The organism is Streptomyces stelliscabiei, assembly GCF_014873495.1.
Taxonomy (GTDB): domain Bacteria; phylum Actinomycetota; class Actinomycetes; order Streptomycetales; family Streptomycetaceae; genus Streptomyces; species Streptomyces bottropensis.
Genome location: NZ_JADBGF010000001.1, coordinates 8885645 through 8902819, shown reverse-complemented (window position 1 = coordinate 8902819; position 17175 = coordinate 8885645). Strand labels below are relative to the sequence as shown.

Annotated in this window: 15 protein-coding genes and 1 riboswitch; of the genes, 3 read left to right on the top strand and 12 right to left on the bottom strand. The window is 71.3% G+C overall.

Annotation, left to right across the window (positions count from 1 at the left end):
* Positions 1-9 precede the first annotated feature (9 nt).
* The 8 genes from H4687_RS39140 to H4687_RS39105 all read right to left on the bottom strand — a co-directional run bounded on the left by H4687_RS39140 (position 10) and on the right by H4687_RS39105 (position 8332).
* Positions 10-1209, bottom strand: a complete 1200-nt coding sequence (locus H4687_RS39140) for a glycine C-acetyltransferase (RefSeq protein WP_046916327.1) — start codon at positions 1207-1209, stop codon at positions 10-12.
* Positions 1210-1238: 29 nt separating this feature from the next.
* Positions 1239-2267, bottom strand: coding sequence for an L-threonine 3-dehydrogenase (tdh, locus tag H4687_RS39135; RefSeq protein WP_046916328.1), 1029 nt, complete (start codon positions 2265-2267; stop codon positions 1239-1241).
* A 198-nt stretch (positions 2268-2465) separates the two neighbouring features.
* Positions 2466-3023, bottom strand: coding sequence for a GAF domain-containing protein (locus tag H4687_RS39130; protein WP_046916329.1), 558 nt, complete (start codon positions 3021-3023; stop codon positions 2466-2468).
* Entirely contained in the window at positions 3020-3619 is a 600-nt protein-coding gene (locus tag H4687_RS39125; protein ID WP_046916330.1) for a GTP-binding protein, read from the bottom strand. Before H4687_RS39125 ends, H4687_RS39130 begins: the two co-directional genes overlap by 4 nt.
* Entirely contained in the window at positions 3597-3968 is a 372-nt protein-coding gene (locus H4687_RS39120) for a DUF742 domain-containing protein (protein ID WP_046916331.1), read from the bottom strand. Before H4687_RS39120 ends, H4687_RS39125 begins: the two co-directional genes overlap by 23 nt.
* Positions 3969-3970: 2 nt before the next feature.
* The gene (locus H4687_RS39115; RefSeq protein WP_046916332.1) at positions 3971-4402 is read right to left on the bottom strand and encodes a roadblock/LC7 domain-containing protein; all 432 of its coding nucleotides are present in this window, start codon (positions 4400-4402) and stop codon (positions 3971-3973) included.
* Between the two features lie 80 nt (positions 4403-4482).
* Positions 4483-6765: a sensor histidine kinase gene (locus H4687_RS39110; RefSeq protein ID WP_192781768.1), complete on the bottom strand. Its 2283-nt coding sequence runs from the start codon at positions 6763-6765 to the stop codon at positions 4483-4485.
* A gap of 388 nt (positions 6766-7153) precedes the next feature.
* Complete coding sequence (locus tag H4687_RS39105) at positions 7154-8332, bottom strand: MBL fold metallo-hydrolase (protein ID WP_179859968.1); 1179 nt, start codon at positions 8330-8332, stop codon at positions 7154-7156.
* A 178-nt stretch (positions 8333-8510) separates the two neighbouring features.
* Between H4687_RS39105 and H4687_RS39100 the strand changes: the two genes are divergently transcribed.
* Positions 8511-9692, top strand: a complete 1182-nt coding sequence (locus tag H4687_RS39100; RefSeq protein WP_046913574.1) for a Glu/Leu/Phe/Val dehydrogenase dimerization domain-containing protein — start codon at positions 8511-8513, stop codon at positions 9690-9692.
* A 44-nt stretch (positions 9693-9736) separates the two neighbouring features.
* Positions 9737-10357: a TetR/AcrR family transcriptional regulator gene (locus H4687_RS39095; RefSeq protein ID WP_179859969.1), complete on the top strand. Its 621-nt coding sequence runs from the start codon at positions 9737-9739 to the stop codon at positions 10355-10357.
* A 345-nt stretch (positions 10358-10702) separates the two neighbouring features.
* Here H4687_RS39095 and H4687_RS39090 read toward each other — a convergent pair whose 3' ends face one another.
* The 4 genes from H4687_RS39090 to H4687_RS39075 all read right to left on the bottom strand — a co-directional run bounded on the left by H4687_RS39090 (position 10703) and on the right by H4687_RS39075 (position 16140).
* Positions 10703-11488, bottom strand: a complete 786-nt coding sequence (locus H4687_RS39090) for an SGNH/GDSL hydrolase family protein (RefSeq protein WP_046913572.1) — start codon at positions 11486-11488, stop codon at positions 10703-10705.
* A gap of 181 nt (positions 11489-11669) precedes the next feature.
* On the bottom strand, positions 11670-12386 hold the full coding sequence (locus H4687_RS39085; RefSeq protein WP_046913571.1) for a DUF6250 domain-containing protein: 717 nt from the start codon (positions 12384-12386) through the stop codon (positions 11670-11672).
* Positions 12387-12597: 211 nt separating this feature from the next.
* Positions 12598-13599, bottom strand: a complete 1002-nt coding sequence (locus H4687_RS39080) for a M23 family metallopeptidase (protein WP_046913570.1) — start codon at positions 13597-13599, stop codon at positions 12598-12600.
* 4 nt (positions 13600-13603) lie between these two features.
* A riboswitch (cyclic di-AMP (ydaO/yuaA leader) is annotated at positions 13604-13762 on the bottom strand.
* A gap of 302 nt (positions 13763-14064) precedes the next feature.
* Positions 14065-16140: an alpha-galactosidase gene (locus H4687_RS39075; protein WP_046913569.1), complete on the bottom strand. Its 2076-nt coding sequence runs from the start codon at positions 16138-16140 to the stop codon at positions 14065-14067.
* 223 nt (positions 16141-16363) lie between these two features.
* On the opposite strand from H4687_RS39075, the gene H4687_RS39070 reads away from it, so the two are divergent.
* Positions 16364-17161, top strand: coding sequence for a tyrosine-protein phosphatase (locus tag H4687_RS39070; RefSeq protein ID WP_046913568.1), 798 nt, complete (start codon positions 16364-16366; stop codon positions 17159-17161).
* The last annotated feature ends 14 nt before the right edge of the window (positions 17162-17175 follow it).

Sequence of the window (17175 nt, the reverse complement as noted above, 5' to 3'; positions counted from 1 at the left end):
GGCTCCGGCTCAGGCCTCCAGCTCGGCCCGCGCCGCCACGAACGCGTCGACCACGCGGTGGACGTCCGCCGTCGAGTGCGCGGCGGAGAGCTGGACGCGGATACGGGCCTGGCCCTGCGGAACGACCGGGTAGGAGAAGCCGATCACGTAGACGCCGCGCTCCAGGAGCAGCTCGGCCAGGCGGCCCGCCTTCGAGGCGTCGCCGATCATGACGGGGGCGATGGGGTGGTCGCCGGGCAGGATGTCGAAGCCCTCCTCGGTCATCCGCCTCCGGAACAGCGCGGTGTTCTCGGCGAGGCGGACGCGCAGGTCGTCCGCCGACTCCAGGAGGTCGAGGACCTTCAGGGAGGCCGCCGCGATCACCGGGGCGAGCGTGTTCGAGAAGAGGTACGGGCGGGAGCGCTGGCGCAGCAGGGCGACGATCTCGGCGCGGGCGGCGACGTAACCGCCGGAGGCACCGCCGAGGGCCTTGCCGAGGGTGCCGGTGATGATGTCGACGCGGTCCATGACGCCGTGCAGCTCGGGGGTGCCGCGGCCGCCGGGGCCGGTGAAGCCGACGGCGTGCGAGTCGTCGACCATGACCATGGCGTCGTGGCGGTCGGCGAGGTCGCAGATCTCACGGAGCGGGGCCACATAGCCGTCCATGGAGAACACGCCGTCGGTGACGATGAGCTTGCGGCGGGCGCCGCCCTCCGCGGCCTCCTTCAACTGCCGTTCCAGGTCGGCGAGATCACGGTTGGCGTACCGGAAGCGGCGGGCCTTGGAGAGCCGGATGCCGTCGATGATCGAGGCGTGGTTGAGGGCGTCGGAGATCACCGCGTCCTCGGGGCCGAGCAGGGTCTCGAAGACACCGCCGTTGGCGTCGAAGCAGGAGGAGTACAGGATGGTGTCCTCCTGGCCGAGGAACGCCGACAGCCGCGCCTCCAGCTCCTTGTGCACCTCCTGCGTGCCGCAGATGAAGCGGACGGAGGCCATGCCGTAGCCCCAGCGGTCGAGGGCCTCGTGGGCGGCGGCGATCACCTCGGGGTGGTCGGCGAGACCGAGGTAGTTGTTGGCGCAGAAGTTGAGGACCTCGCCGGGCCGGCCGCCGGCCGTGACGGCGACGGTCGCGGACTGCGGGGTGCCGATGACCCGCTCGGGCTTGTGCAGGCCGGCGGCGCGGATCTCGTCGAGGGTGGCGCGCAGGTCGTCGCGCACGGAGTCGAACATCGGAAGAACTCCTAGAAGAGGCGGATGACTTACGCGGTCCAGTCGAGGATGACCTTGCCACCCCGGCCGCTCGCCGCGTCGGCGAAGGCCGCCTCGAAGTCGCGGTGGCCGTAGCGGCCGGTGATCACGGGAGCGAGGTCGAGTCCGCCCTCCAGCAGGACCGACATCGCGTACCAGGTCTCGAACATCTCGCGGCCGTAGATGCCCTTGATCGTGATCATCGAGGTGACGATCCGGGCCCAGTCGACCGCGAACTCCTCGGCGGGCAGGCCCAGCACGGCGATCCTGCCGCCGTGCGTCATGTTGGCGATCATGTCGCGCATGGCCTCGGGGCGTCCGGACATCTCCAGACCGATGTCGAAGCCCTCGCGCAGCCCCAACTCACGCTGCCCGTCGGCGATCCGGGCCTCGGAGACGTTCAGGGCCAGGCTGACGCCCATCTTGCGGGCCAGTTCCAGGCGTTCCTCGCTGACGTCGGTGATCACGACGTTGCGGGCGCCCGCGTGCCGGGCCACCGCCGCCGCCATCAGGCCGATGGGCCCGGCGCCGGTGATCAGGACGTCCTCGCCGACCAGCGGGAAGGACAGGGCCGTGTGCACGGCGTTGCCGAACGGGTCGAAGACGGCCGCGACGTCCAGGTCGACGGGGACGCGGTGCACCCAGACGTTGGTCGCGGGCAGCGCGACGTACTCGGCGAAGGCGCCGTCGCGGCCCACCCCGAGACCGACGGTCGCGCGGCACAGATGGCGGCGGCCGGCGAGACAGTTGCGGCACTTTCCGCACACCAGGTGCCCCTCGCCGCTGACCCGGTCACCGGCCTGGATGTCGGTGACGTCACGGCCGGTGTCCACGACCTCGCCGACGAACTCGTGGCCGGCCACGAGCGGTGTGCGGATGGTCTGCCGGGCCCAGCCGTCCCAGGCCCGGATGTGCAGGTCGGTGCCGCAGATCCCGGTCCGCAGGACCTTGATCAGTACGTCGCCGGGGCCGATCTCGGGCTCCGGGACGTCGACGAGCCACAGACCGGGCTCCGCCTTCTCCTTGACCAGCGCCTTCACGCTACGGCTCCAGTGGGTGCGCCCCCGGCGCCGGGCATGACGAACAGGCCCGTACCGGGGAGAGGGGTGGGATCGCCGATCAATCTGCCGTACCTCGGCATCCCGGGTCCATCGAGGTTTTCTTAACCTCCGCCGCAGCTTTCCTTCACACCCGGCCGGGCCGCGCCATCCGCCATGAAGTGCCGCCCGCTTCCCCGGTCACGGGAACGCCTCTCGCCCCTCGATCCGGGCGGCCAGTTCCGCGGCCATCGACTTGATGGTCTCCAGGCCCGCCCTGCCCCACGGCCGCGGCCGGACGTCCAGGACGCACACCGTGCCGAGGGCGATGCCCGTGCGGTCGAGCAGCGGGGCGCCGAGATAGGAGCGGATGCCGTGGTCGTCGACGACGGGGTTCCCGGCGAACCTCGGGTATTCCGCCACGTCGTCGAGGACGAGGCCTTTGCGCCGGACCACCACATAGGGGCAGAAGCCGTGGTCACGGGCGAGACGCCGGTCCACCCCGAGCACCGTGGTGTCCGCCGTGGGCCGCGCCGACACATGCAGACCGGCGAAGAACTGCCGGTGCTCGTCGATGAAGTTGACCATCGCGTACGGCACCGAGGCGACCTCGGCGAGCCGGTCCGCGAAGGCGTCGAAGGCCGGTTCGGCGTATTCGCCCAGGCCCAGCGACCGCAGCCGCCGCACGCGCTCGGGGGCGTCCCGGTCCTCCGGGGTGAGCAGCAGCCGGCCGACCGGACGCGGCGGGTCGTACGTCACGTGTGGGCTCCGTGGCTCGGGAGCTGTGTCGGGGTGTGGGCGAGGAGGTACCGGACGAGGGTGAGCAGGGTCTGGATGCCCGAGCTGGAGATCCGGGCGTCGCAGCAGACGACGGGGATCTCCGGGTCGAGGTCGAGGGCGGCGCGCACCTCGTCGGCGTCGTAGCGGTAGGAGCCGTCGAACTCGTTGATGGCGACGATGAAGCCGAGGCCGCGCTGCTCGAAGAAGTCGACGGCGGCGAAGCAGTCCTCCAGGCGGCGGGTGTCGGCGAGGATGACGGCGCCGAGGGCACCCTCGGAGAGTTCGTCCCACATGAACCAGAACCGCTGCTGCCCGGGGGTGCCGAACAGATAGAGCACATGGCGCGGATCGAGTGTGATGCGGCCGAAGTCCATCGCGACGGTCGTCTCGACCTTGTTCTCGATGCCGTCGAGATTGTCGGTGGCGGCGCTCACTGTGGTGAGCAGTTCCTCCGTGCTCAGCGGCGCGATCTCGCTCACCGCGCCGACGAAGGTCGTCTTGCCGACCCCGAACCCGCCCGCCACCAGGATTTTGAGTGCGGCGGGAAAGGGGTCAGAGCTGTCGTCGTAGTCCATCGAGCACTGCCTCCAGAAGAGACCGGTCTGTCGGGTTGTGGTGGAAAACCGGGGGCTTGGTGGTGAGGGCCCCGCAGTCGACGAGGTCGGACAGCAGCACCTTGGTGACCGCCGCCGGCAGCTTGAGGTGAGCGGCGATCTCGGCGACCGAGACGGGTGCCCGGCACAGGTCGAGTGCCTGTGCGTGCTCGGGGCCGAGATAGCCGAGGGGGGTCGCCCCGGTGGCCATCACCTGTGAGAGGAGATCGAGCGCGGTGGTCGGTCGGGTCCGGCCGTTGATGACGGTGAAGGGGCGTACCAGACGCCCGGCGGCGTCGTCGTACAGAGGTCCGTCGCCGGCCGCGGGCACGTTCAAGGCCTCATCGCGGAGGGGTGGACGGTTTGGCGGGGCTTGGTGACCAGGTACGGGCGGACACTCTTGACGAGCATCGCCATCTCGTAGCCGAGGACGGCGGCGTCGGCCTCGCGTCCGGCGAGCACGGCGAGGCAGGTGCCGGAGCCGGCGGTGGAGACGAACAGCAGGGTCGAGTCGAGTTCGACGACGACCTGGCGGACGTCACCGCCGTCGCCGAAGCGGACACCCGCGCTGCGTCCGAGGGAGTACAGGCCGGAGGCCAGGGCCGCCATGTGGTCGGCGCTGTCCGGATCGAGGCCGTGGACCGACTTCACGAGCCCGTCGCAGGAGAGCAGGACCGCGCTCCTGGTGTGCGGCACGCGCTGGACGAGGCCGCTCATCAGCCAGTCGAGATCGGATACATGGCCGGTCGGCGCATCGCTCGCCATGGTGGATCGACTCCTTGGGGTGCGTTGGTCTGCGGGAGCGGAGGGGGTGGGGACCGTGGTGGGGGTGGGAAGGGGGGTGGTCATCCGGCCGGTGCGCTCCCGTCCTGCCGGGACGTGCGGTCGTGTGCCGCGTCGAGGGCCGACGGCGGTACGGCTATGGGGGCGGCTCCCCTGGGGTGTCCGCCCAGGGGCTGGGCGGCGTCCTTGCGGGGGGCTTCCCTGGGGCCGGGCTCGACGGGCCGTGCGTCCGCGCGGCGCGTGCCACCGTGGGCCGACGGGGCCGGGCGGCCCGTGGGCAGGTCGATGTTCAGGTGGGGGGAGTGCGGGTGCCCGGTGTTCAGGTGTCCGGAGCCCAGCTGTCCCGTGTCGATGCGGGAGGCGGCGTCGGGGGCGGGGGGCGTGAGGTCCGCGGCGGTCGGGGCCGGTGTGGACGTGTCGAGCGTGGACGTGTCCAGGGTGGAGGTGTCCCAGTCGGAGCTCTCCGACTGGCGGGCCTCGGCGAGTCCGATGCCGCGCTGGAAGGCGGCCATCAGCCCGGGGTCGTGGCCGATGTAGTGGTCGGGGTCCCGCGAGGGCGTGGGCGCGGGGCCGCCGCGCAACTGCGGCACGATGTGCTCCTGGGCGCGGCGGCGGGGCAGTTGCGGCTTGCCCATCGTGCCGCGTACGGCGCCGCCGACCCGGGGAGTGGGGGGTGTCCCGGCGTTCTCGGTGACGGTGCGCCGGTCGTCGGGGCGGACGCCGGGCACGGCCTCGGCCGGGTTGGGCCGCTCGTCCCGGGCGCCGCGTCGCATGGGCAGCGGGACCGGGCCACCGCTGCCTCTGCCGGGCCCCTGCTGGTCCCCGGCCCGCCCCGGGCCCTGCTGCCGGGGCACGGAGGCACGCGCCGGGCTCGGGGCCGAGCGGTGGCCGGGCTCGGGGCGCGCGGGGGCCGGACGGCCGGGCTGCGCGGGTGCGGGGCGGTCGGTGGCGGGGCGGCCGGACCGGTCGGCCGCCAGGCGGTCGGCGGGGCCGGATCCGGACGACCGCTGGGGTGGGGCCGCCTGCGCGTGGCGGGGCTTGTCGGGGTGGCGTACGCCGGTGCTCTGTCCGGCGTGCGGCTGGGTCTGGATCCCGGTCTGGGCCCCGGTCCGGGGCTGGGTCAGCGGCAGGTCACCGGACTCGCTGCCGAGGAGGCCCTGGGGGACGATGAAGGCGGCCTGGACACCGCCGTAGATGTTGCTCTGCAGGCGGACCTGGATGCCGTGGCGGCGGGCCAGCTGCGAGACCACGAAGAGGCCGATGCGGCCGTCCTGGAGGAGGCTGGCGACGTTGACCTGGTCGGGGTCGGCGAGCAGGGCGTTCATCTTGTTCTGCTCGGTGACGGGCATGCCGAGACCGCGGTCCTCGACCTCGACGGCCAGTCCGGAGGTGACGAGGTTGGCGCGGAGCAGGACCTGGGTGTGCGGGGCGGAGAACACCGTGGCGTTCTCGACGAGTTCGGCGAGGAGGTGGATGACGTCGGCCACCGCGTGTCCGCGCAGGGTGCCGTCGACCGGGGGCACCAGCTTGACCCGGGAGTACTGCTCGACCTCGGCGATGGCCGAGCGCAGCACCTCCGTCATGGAGACGGGGTTGCTCCACTGACGGCGGGAGACGGCGCCGCCGAGGACGGCGAGGTTCTCGGCGTGGCGGCGGATGCGGGTGGCCAGGTGGTCGACGTGGAAGAGGCCCTTGAGGAGGTCCGGGTCCTCGATCTCGTTCTCCAGGTCGTCCAGGATGGAGATCTCGCGCTGGACCAGGGACTGCAGCCGGCGCGCCAGGTTCACGAAGACTTCGAGCTTCTGTTCGTTGCCCGCGTGGCTGGAGAGCTGGGAGGCCTGGACGACGGCGGTGACGGCGCTGTCGTGGGCCCGGGCCAGGTCGGCGGTGAGCAGTTCGAAGTCGTCGGCGTCCGCGGCGGGCTTGGCGTGCGGCCCGCGCGCGGGCGGCTGGTCGCCGCGCCGGAGCGCGTCGACGAGGGCGCGCAGGTCGTCCTCGCTCCTGCTGCTGACCTGTCGCAGGGCACCGAGGCGTTCGCGGACGGATCCGGCGGTGCGCCCGGCGGCGACGGCGCCGATCGCGATGCCGGCCAGCGCCACCGCGGCGGTTCCGGCGAGGACCGCCCACAGGGTGAGGCTGGGGCGGGCGCCGCCGGCGCGGAAGGTGAAGAGGACGGCGGCGCAGGCGCTGAGGGCGACCGCGGTGGGGGGCAGGACCGCGAGGCGCATCAGCTGTGGCCGTATGTGGATCTCGGGCAGCGAGGGGACGGCGCGGGTGGCCGATCGCCCGTGCCGTCCGCCCTCACGGCGGTCTGCGCGGGCGGCCGGTGCGCGAAGGTGAGACATCAGCGTCCTCGTACTGGTCCGTCTGGAGCGTGGGGGATTGCCGCGTCTGGGCGACTTGGGCATGCGCCATCGCGTGTCGGTCGGGAGAGTCGAAGAATTCGGCCCAGCGTCGTCCGACGGCAACTCACAGTAGTCGCCAACGCGTCAGGTGCGGTGCGCAGTTGACAAATAGCTTCGCAATGCGTCCCGCTCTGGTATGAGGCCTCGTGCGACAGTCCGATTAATCTTCGGACGCTTGTTCCTCTCTCTTTCCTTTTGTATCCGAATTCTGATCGGAGCTGTTCAGAACAGGTCACTGAAAGACGTCGAGGGCCGGGGAGCGCATTGCTCCCCGGCCCTCGACGTCCATCGAAAAATCACCCTGTCGGGAGAATTCCCGATCGGTTTCTCAGCTTTCCGCCACCAGGTCCAGCCGCTCCCCCACGGGCGGCCAGGCGGCCCAGCCGCCGACCGGCTGCTGGGACACGGCACGCCACCACGGGTTCACCGGCGGCGTGCTCCGCGGCTCGAACGGCTGTCCGGGGTACGGCGCGGCCATGGTGACCCCCGCGTCGTGCGTGGCCCACATCATGCGCTCGCCCGGCTCGGCCCAGGCGTGCATCGCCAGGTTGAACGTCGCCCAGTGGATCGGCATCATCACACCGCCGGGCCGACCGCCCTGGAGGTCGAGGTGGGTCTGCAGCCCCTCTTCGGGGGTCATGTGGATGTCCGGCCAGAACTCCGAATAGGCGCCGACCTGGATCATGGTGATGTCGAACGGGCCGTGCTCGGCACCGATGTCCCTGAAGCCGCCGAAGTACCCGGTGTCTCCGCTGTGGTAGATCCGGTGCTCGTCACCGGCGACGACCCAGGAGGCCCACAGCGTGTGCTGGGTGTTGCGCAGGCCCCGGCCGCAGAAGTGACGGGCGGGGGTGGCGGTCAGGGTGAGACCGCCGACCTTGGTCGCCTCCTGCCAGTCCAGCTCGCGGATCCGGTCCGCGGAGACGCCCCAGTGCTCCAGATGGGCACCGACGCCGAGCGGGACGGCGAAGACCGTGTCCGTCCCGGCCAGTTCCTTGATCGAGGGCATGTCCAGGTGGTCGTAGTGGTCGTGCGAGATGACGACGACGTCGACCGGGCCGAGCGCGGCCAGCGGCACCGGCACGGGGTGCAGCCGTCTGGGGCCGGCGAAGGCGAACGGGGAACAGCGCTCACCCCAGACGGGGTCGAAGAGCACCCGGTGCCCGTCGATCTCGGCGAGCACGCTGGAATGGCCCATCCAAGTGATCCGCAGCCCGCTCGCCGGGGGCCTGGCCAGGTCGGCGAGAGTCGTGGCGTGGACGGGGATCAGCCCGGCCGGGGCCCGCCGCACCCGCTCGTCCTTGCGGAACCAGCTTTTCGCCATCTCCGCCGCGGCACCGCCGGACGGACGGACCTGGGCGCCCTCGGGATTCACGAAGACCCCGTTCGCGAAGTGCGGGGATCTGCGGATCCGCTCCATTCGGGCACCGCTCGGGTCCGCGCCGAAGGCCGCGGGCCGCGCTGCGCGCAGCCCCGAGCTGAGAGAACGGGATCCGGAACCGGACACGGCACCTCCTGGTGAATTCGCTCAGGCATCCCATTATGGGCCGCCCCTGTGACAGCGCCGGGCCCGACCCGACCCGCGCGATGCAATACTGACCAACTATTCAGTTGCTCACTTTGTTCCCGCCGCTCTCGTTCGTCGCCCCCGTTCTCCGCCTCCCGAGGCCCTCCCGAGGAGCCGCATGACCACGTCCCCCTTCGTGTCCCTGACCTGGACCGACCACGTCACGGGCCGGCGGGGCTTCCTCGTCGTGGACCGTCTGGTGCGCGGGGTCTCCAGCGGCGGTCTGCGGATGCGGCCGGGCTGCACACTCGACGAGGTCGCCGGCCTCGCCCGCGGCATGACCATGAAGGAGGCGCTGCACTACACCCCCGGGAGCCGCTACGTCCCGCTCGGCGGCGCCAAGGGCGGCATCGACTTCGACCCCCGGGACCCGGAGGCGTACGGCGTCCTCGTGCGCTACCTGCGGGCGATGCGCCCGTACATCGAGCACTTCTGGACCACGGGTGAGGATCTCGGTCTCACCCAGGACCTGATGGACCGGGCGGCGGCGGAGGCGGGCCTGGTGTCGACGATCCAGGCGGTGTACCCCCTCCTCGACGACGAGGAGGCGGCCCGGCGGCGCCTCGCGGACGCCTTCGCGGTCCAGGTCGACGGCATCGGCCTCGACGAGCTGGTCGGCGGCTGCGGCGTCGCCGAGTCCGTGCTCACGGCCCTGGACCGGGCCGCCGCGCCGTACGCCGGGACACGGGTCGCCGTCCAGGGCCTCGGCACCATGGGCGGCGCCACCGCGCGCTTCCTGGCCCGCGCCGGGCTCACGATCGTCGCCGTGGCCGACATCAAGGGCACCATCACCAATCCGGCGGGCCTGGACGTCGAGGCGCTGCTCGCCGCGCGCGACCCGCACGGCACGGTCGACCGCGCCGCACTCCGCCCGACCGACCACGAGGCACCGGGCGAGGCCTGGCTCGCCGCGGAGGCCGACGTGCTGGTCCCCGCGGCCGTCTCCTACGCGATCGACACCACCAACGAGCACCGCGTCACCGCCCGCCTGATCGTCGAGGCGGCCAACATGCCCGTCCTGCCCAGGGCCGAGGAACTGCTCGCGGACCGGGGAGTCACCGTCCTGCCGGACGTCGTGGTCAACTCCGGGACGAACGCCTGGTGGTGGTGGACCCTCTTCGGCGACATCGGTCCCACCGCCGAGGAGGCGTTCTCCCACACCCGCCGGTCCATGCGTGCCCTCGTCGACCTGATGCTGACCCGGGCCGAGGCCGATGGCACGACCCCCCGCGCCGCCGCCCACGCCATCGCCGCCGACCGGGTCCCGGTCATCACGGAGCGATTCGGCCGGCACCGCTGAGCGACCCCTCGGCGGCTGCCCGTGCGCCTGGGTAGGGTTGCCGCGTGGGCAGGGTGCGGTTGAGTGTGGCCGAGCGGCGTGCGGAGCTGCTCCGGGCCGCCATCGAGCAGATCGAGGAGCGGGGCGTCGCGGCGGTACGGATCGCCGACGTGGCCGCCGTCCTCGGGGTGAGCAACGCCCTGGTGCTCTACCACTTCTCGACCAAGGAACGACTGGTGGCCGAGGCCTTCCGCCACGCCGCCGAGGGCGACCTCGCCCATCTCCGCAAGCTGCTGGGCCGCCGCACCACGGCACTGCGCCGCCTCCGCGCGGCCGTGCGCTGGTACGCCCCCACCGGCCAGGCCAAGGGCTGGCGCCTGTGGATCGAGGGCTGGGCGGCCGCCCTGCGCGAACCGGCCCTGCGCGAGGTCACCCGCGACCTGGACCGTCAGTGGAAGGCCGCCCTGGCCGAGGTCATCGAAGCGGGCGTGGCGGCCGACGAGTTCAGCTGCCCGGACCCTGCGGCGACGGCCCTGCGCCTCACCGCCCTCCTGGACGGCCTGGCCGTCCAGCTGACGGCATACGGCGGGACCCTCTCCCGGACCCGGGCCCAGGAATGGGCCGACGAGGCCCTGGCCCACGAACTGGGCCTGACCCGGGAAACCCTGACAGCGGCAACCCGCTGACGACACCGCCCCGGGCAGCCATCTCACACACCGCCGAACGGCAACACAGCGCCGCCAGGCCCGCCCCCTCAGGGGCGCTGGGTACCGCGCGAGCAACCACGACGGGCCGGACCGAGCCCACCGAGCAGAACCCCTACGGCGGTGGGGAGCAACCCATCGACACCAGCCCCAACCCAGCGACACAGCACGCGGACGCCCGCCCCCTCAGGGGCGCTGGGTACCGCGCGAGCAACCACGTGAGGCAGGACCAAGCCCACCACGCGCACCCCCACGACACCCAGGCCCCGCCACCCCCCGAAGCCCAGGTCCCGCATCAGATTCGGCCGACCGCCGGAGGCGACCCGCTCAGGCCACCACCCCGATCCGCACCCTGATGTCGTCCGGCGACAGGTGCCCCTTCGCCGACACGTGGTCCCCGGAGGACTCCCCCCGCAGCCGCCGCCCGATCCACGGCACCAGATACTCCCGCGCCCACTGGATGTTGTCCCGCCGCATCTCCAGCGTGCCGCGCGGCGGCAGCGGGGGCCACGGCTGGTCGGGGTCGGCCGGGACGTCGACGCCCAGCACCTGCCCGGCCCGCAGGGCGACCCGCGTGTGCCCCTCCGGCGACAGGTGCAGCCGGTCGAGGTCCCAGGCCCGCCGGTCCTGCACCGTCTTCAGGGACCACAGGTCCAGCACGGGACATCCGTACCGGTCGGCGATGGCCCGCACATGCAGGTTGTACGTGGCGATCTTGCCGCGCAGATGCCGGAGCACCGGTACGTCACGGGTGTCGAAGCCGGTGGTCACCATGACGGTGCCGACGGCCGAGGTGAGCCTGGACACCGCGCGCTCGAACCGCTCGGCGACCTCGTCGGGATCGGTGCCCGGCCGGATGATGTCGTTGCCGCCCGCGCAGAAGGAGACGAGATCCGGCGCGAGCTCCAGAGCCCTCGGAATCTGGTCCGCCACGATCTGGTCGAGGAGCTTTCCCCGCACGGCCAGGTTGGTGTAGTCGAAGTCGCCCTCGGGCAACCGGTCCGCGAGGAGCACCGCGAACCGGTCGGCCCAGCCGACGAACCGCCCGTCGGGCCCCGGATCGCCGACGCCCTCGGTGAAGCTGTCCCCCAGCGCCACGTACGACCCGATCATCGTTCTGCTGTCATTCGAATCGTCTGCCACATCGGCCCATGATTCACCGTGGCGTGTGACCTACGCGACCGTAATAAGGGCTTGACGGACGGTGAGATAGACCACGGGTCAAGTGTTGGCCAACCCGGAATACGCCAGGTCGGGATGGCTGCGCTCCACCATCCCCGGCCCCCTCTCCCTCTCAACGGCGACCGCGCAACCTCCACACCCGGAAGTCCTCGATCCGGAAATGGCTCCAGGTGGTGCGGAAGGCGAAGTGCCCACTCGTGTACGGCGCGGGATCGACGTAGTCGAACACGAGCCGGCTGTTGTTCCACCACCGGACCTTCGACCCGTCGGAGACGATCCGCACCTGATGCGGCGCGTTCGCGACGAGCAGCGGCTCGGTGTAGTCGTGGATCAGCGGCCGCACGCCCGCCTCACCGACGTACCGGCGCAGACGTGTCGTCGTGTTGGTGTTGGCGCCGTAGCCGACGTAGTACGTCTTCAGATGGTCGTACTCGGCGAGCGCGCCCGAACGCGGGGTGGCGAAGAGATCACCGGGTGAGCGCACATCGACGGCGTTCCAGAAGTTGTTGAGGTCGGAGACCCGGTCGTTGGCCCCGCCCGCCGAGATGGGCGTGGCCGTGTACTCGACGACGTACGGCCCTTCCAGTCTCCGTTTGAACCAGACCGTGGCCCCGGCCGGCACGTCCACCTCCAGCACACCCCGCGAGGCGGCGACCACCCCGCCCCTCTCCAACTCCACGGCCCACTGCCCGAGCCCGTGCCGGAAGTCGTCGGCGGCGATCAGCCGGCCCCGCCGCGGACGCGGGTGGGCGGCCGCCGTCCCCGCCGGAGCGAGCGCCGCGAGGGCGGCACCGGCGGCGAGGGCTCCGAAAGCTCTACGGGTGGTCATGACACTCCTGTCCCGGTGGAAGGAAAACGGAACGACGCCGCGACGCGACGCGAAACCCGGATCCCCCGCGTAGAAAGCGCTTACGGAGATCACTGTGTACGTCCGTTCGCCCGCTGTCGAGGCTTCGGTCGGCCATGCCACAGGACCGCAACACCGAAGGCCGGCCCTCAAGAAGCGGGGCCGGCCTTCGGTGCGGTGGAGGAGCGGAGCCTCAGACGCTGACGCCCTTCGAGCGAAGGTAGGCCAGCGGGTCGAGGTCCGAGCCGTAGGAGGGCGTGGTGCGGATCTCGAAGTGCAGGTGCGGCCCGGTGACGTTGCCGGTCGCGCCCGAGAGGCCGATCTGCTGACCGCCGCTCACGGACTGCCCCGCGGAGACGGAGATCGAGGAGAGGTGGGCGTACTGGGCGTAGTAGCCGTCGGCCAGCTTGATGACGACCTGGTTGCCGTACGCGCCGCCCCAGCCGGCGGAGACGACGGCGCCCGCGCCCACGGCCTTGAGGGGGGTTCCCGTCGGGGCCACGAAGTCGACGCCCGTGTGGTAGCCGCTGGACCACATGCTGCCGGCGGTCTTGTACGCGGTGCCGATGGTGGCGCCCTGGATGGGCAGGCTGAAGCCGGAGCTGTTGGCCGACGCGGACTGGCCGTTCGACGTGGAGGTCGACGCCTGGGTGTCCTTGGACTCCTGCTTGGCGGGCGCGGCGGGCTTCGGCGACGGCGAGGACTCCGCAGGCTTCGAGGACTGCGACAGCTGCGGCTTCGACGACTGCGACGTACCGCCCGCCGCGGCCTGCCCGCCTATCGACAGCTTCAGACCCGGGTGGATCAGCGACGGGTCGGAGCCGATGGCCTCGCGGTTGTCCGAGTAGAGGCGCTTCCAGCCCCCGTCGACGTCCTGCTCGTCCGCGATCTTCGCGAGGTAGTCGCCGACCTTCACCGAGTAGGTCTTGGCGGTCTTCTTGGTGGCGGTCCGCTCCGCCTGCGCGGCCTTCTCCGCCTGCTCGATCCGCGCGCCCGCCTCGGCCGCGGCCTGCTCGGTGGCGATCGTGGCCGTCTTCTCCGAGGCCCCGGACACGGCGGCCGTCGGGGTGGCGGCCTGGGCGCCGGCGGCTCCGATCAGCGGCAGCGCGAGCGCCGCACCGCCGGTCCCGGCGGCGGCGATCGAACGGGTGAAACGCTGGGACTTGGGACGGCGGTGCTTACCCTTCGCGGGCATGGCGAATTCCTCTCCGGCGCCTACGAGGTGAGCTGTCGGGTGCGGACTGGAGATGTCCGGCCGTGCTCGCGCACGGCTTTACCCCTAGCCGTTCCGGAGACCGGAACAGGCGGTGATTCCTGTGGGTCCCCCGCTCCTGCCGTGGATCGGGTCGGTGTGCGGCTCCGGTCGGCGGCAGGATTGGGCGTCCGTCCGGATTGACGCCGAACGTAAGCGACTTGTGCCCACAGAGACAACCATTGGGACTTCCTGTGCACCTTCCTACCTGATCCTTACATCAATCCACCATCACGCTCCGTCGAAGACCGGTCTTGAACATTTCTCAACGGCCCCTGAAACATGCGCGAATTACGTGCACATGGCGACAGCGGAACGTCACGAATATGACGCTGCTCACGCCCCTACGTGCCAGTAGGCTTTATTCCAGGGCGTGTTGGAATTACAGCTGCATTTCGGACAGATCGCTCAAGTGCGACGCAGGCGGATAACCGTCGCATCGAAGTCACCGCGCAGCCCCGTCGGCAATCCGTGGTGCAACAGAACGGCCCCTCGGTGCACTTCGCCCGTTTCGCGGCACTCATACACTTCTGTCGGTTCCAGTCCGCGCAGCCGGAGCGGAGCGGGCGGCTCGCCGTAGTGCTGGGCCTGGAGCCAGGCCAGGACCACGACCTCGTCGTCGAGGACGTACTGCACGGCGCTCAGGCCACCCGTAGGCGGGCGCAGCCGGTAGAGATCACCGCGCTGTACGACCGGCCGGATCCGCTTGTACAGCTCGACCCAGCTCCCCGCCTCGGCCAGCTCCTCCTCCGTCCACTCGGTGAGGTCGCCGCCGACGCCGAGCACACCCGTCATGGCGCTGACGAAACGGAACCGCAGGGTGCTGACCCGGCCGTTGAGCTGGTTGTTCGGGCTGTCGGTGACCCATGCGGCCATGGTCCTGGCCGGGTGGATCTGGCTGAAGCCGTGCTGGATGGCGAGCCGGTCGAGCGGGTCGGTGTTGTCCGACGTCCACACCTGGTCCGTCCGGGCCATCACCCCGAGGTCGATACGACCGCCGCCGCCGGAGCACGACTCGAACGCCACCCCGGGGTGCGCGGCCCGCAGTCGGTCCAGCAGGGCGTAGAAGGCGCGCACATGCTCGACCCACAGCTTCTGCGGATACGGCTCGCCGGGCCAGCCGGCATCCGTGAAGCAGCGGTTGAAGTCCCACTTCACATAGTCGATCGGCGCACTGGACAGCAAGGCGTCCAGCTTCTCCCAGAGGTATTCCCGGACGTCCTCGCGCGCGAGATTGAGGACGAGCTGATTACGCAGCTCCGTCCGCTTTCGTCCCGGTTGGAACTGGGCCCATTCGGGATGCGCCCGGTACAGCTCGCTGTCCGGGTTGACCATCTCGGGCTCGACCCAGATTCCGAACTGCATACCGAGGGCGTGCACGTATTCGGCGAGGGGCTTGAGCCCCTTCGGGAAGCGATCCGGGTTGGGCGTCCAGTCGCCGAGGCCGGCCCGGTCGCTCGTACGCGCCCCGAACCAGCCGTCGTCCACGACGAACAGTTCGACCCCGATGGCCGCCGCGCGCCGCGCGAGCGTCCCCTGCTGCTCCTCGGAGATGTCGAACTCGGTGGCCTCCCAGGAGTTGAAGAGCACCGGCCGGTCCTGGTCCGCGTCCGGGATGACGTACGTCCGCTGGTAAGCGTGCCAGGCGCGGCTCGCCCCGCCGTGACCTCCGTCGCTCCACAGGCCGGCGAAGACGGGCGTGGTGAACGTCTCCCCCGTTTCCAGCCGCAGCAGACCGGACTCGTCGTACCCGGCGCCGCCGGTGATCTGCACGCGGGCGTCCGGCAGTTGTGCGACCGCGATCCGCCAGGACCCCGACCAGCCCAGGGCGCAGCCGTAGACCTCGCCGTGCTCCTCGGTGGCGTCGGTGTCCAGGGCCACCCAGGGCAGGTGCTGGTGCCCGGTGTGGCCGCGCCGGCTGCCGATGACCTTCTCGCCGTAGGTGAGGTCGCCGCGCACGAGCCGGGACTCGGCCGCCCATCGTCCGTGCAGCTGGGACAGCCGCCAGGCCTCGTCCGCGCGCGGCGGCAGCGTCCACGTCGCCGAGTCGGCCCGCAGCAGCTCCACCGCCGGCCCGTCGTTGACCAGGGTCACCCAGCGCTCGACGACGTCGTCGCGCAGTCGGTAGTGCAGCGTGATCCCGAGCGCGCCGTCGGCGAACCGCAACCGCAGCTCGTCACCGTCCGCCTCGTACTCCCGGAAGGTCCACTCGGTGCCGCGCCGCTCGTCCGTGCGCACGGACAGGGCGGGACGGGTGAAGCGAGGACCGCCCTCGACGGGGTACTCCTCGTGTCCGTCGACCGGGGCCTCGAACGGCCAGTACGGCAGCTGCTGTCGCGCGGCCAGCGCGTCGGCGTCGGCGAGCGCGATCCGGGGACCCCAGTGCAGGTGCAACAGCTCGTCGTTCTCCGTGAGCCGCAGGGCGTAGCTGCTCCTGGGCCCGGAAAGAATCCAGGTCCGGCCGTCTGTGCCGATTTCCAACATCAAGCCCCCACAGATTCGAACAGGTGCGATCAGGCGGCAACATCATCGCAGGTCGCTCCACGCACTCGACGGCGCCTGTGGACAACCTCGGACGGGCGCGGCGCGACCGCCTGTGGACAACTCATTGGCGTACGCACCCATGTCGTATCGTCGAGGGCGCCCCTCAGTGTCGAGGGCGTGCCCGTCGGTGATGCCTCCGACGGACGGATGGGAGGGAGCCCCAGTGACGCAGCAGATCCCGTCGACCGAGCCCGAGCTGACCGGAGTGCGCAATTTCCGCGATGTGGGAGGCCTGCCGACGGTGGACGGCCGCCGAGTGCGTCACGGGGTCCTGTTCCGCAGCGGACACCTCGCGCACGCCACCGACGAGGACACCGCGTTCCTGGCCTCGCTCAACCTGCACACGGTCTTCGACTTCCGCAACGCGGCCGACCAGAAGCTGGAGGGCCCGGACGTCGCGCTGCCCGGCGTGCTCAATGTGAACCTGCCGCTGAGCGACCCGGCGGACGGCGCCGAGTTCTGGAAGATGGTCCGGGACGGCGACCTGGACCAGCTGCGCGCACTGCTGGGCGACGGCAGGGCGGCCGGCCGGATGATCGCCTCCTACCGGACGATGATCAAGCGCCGCACGGCCGAGCACTCCCGTGTGCTGCACGCCTTGGCCGAGGACAGTGTGCCCGCGCTGATGCACTGCGCGGCGGGCAAGGACCGCGCGGGGCTCGCCATCGCCGTCACGCTTCTCGCCCTCGGCGTCGAGCGCGAGGCCGTCGTCACCGACTACCTGGAGTCGAACGCCAAGCACCGCCGCTACAAGGTGCACCGCAGCAGCAGCTCCGCGAGCGCCTGGTCCCCGGAGATCATGGAGCTGCTGAGCCCTCTCTTCGACGCCCGCGCCGAGTATCTCCAGGCGGCCTTCGACACCCTGGAGGACACCTGGGGCGATGTCGACACCTATCTGGAGCAGGGCCTGAAGCTGACCCCGCAGACCCGGGAGCGGCTGCGCGAGCGCCTGCTCGACTAGGGCAGGGCCGGATC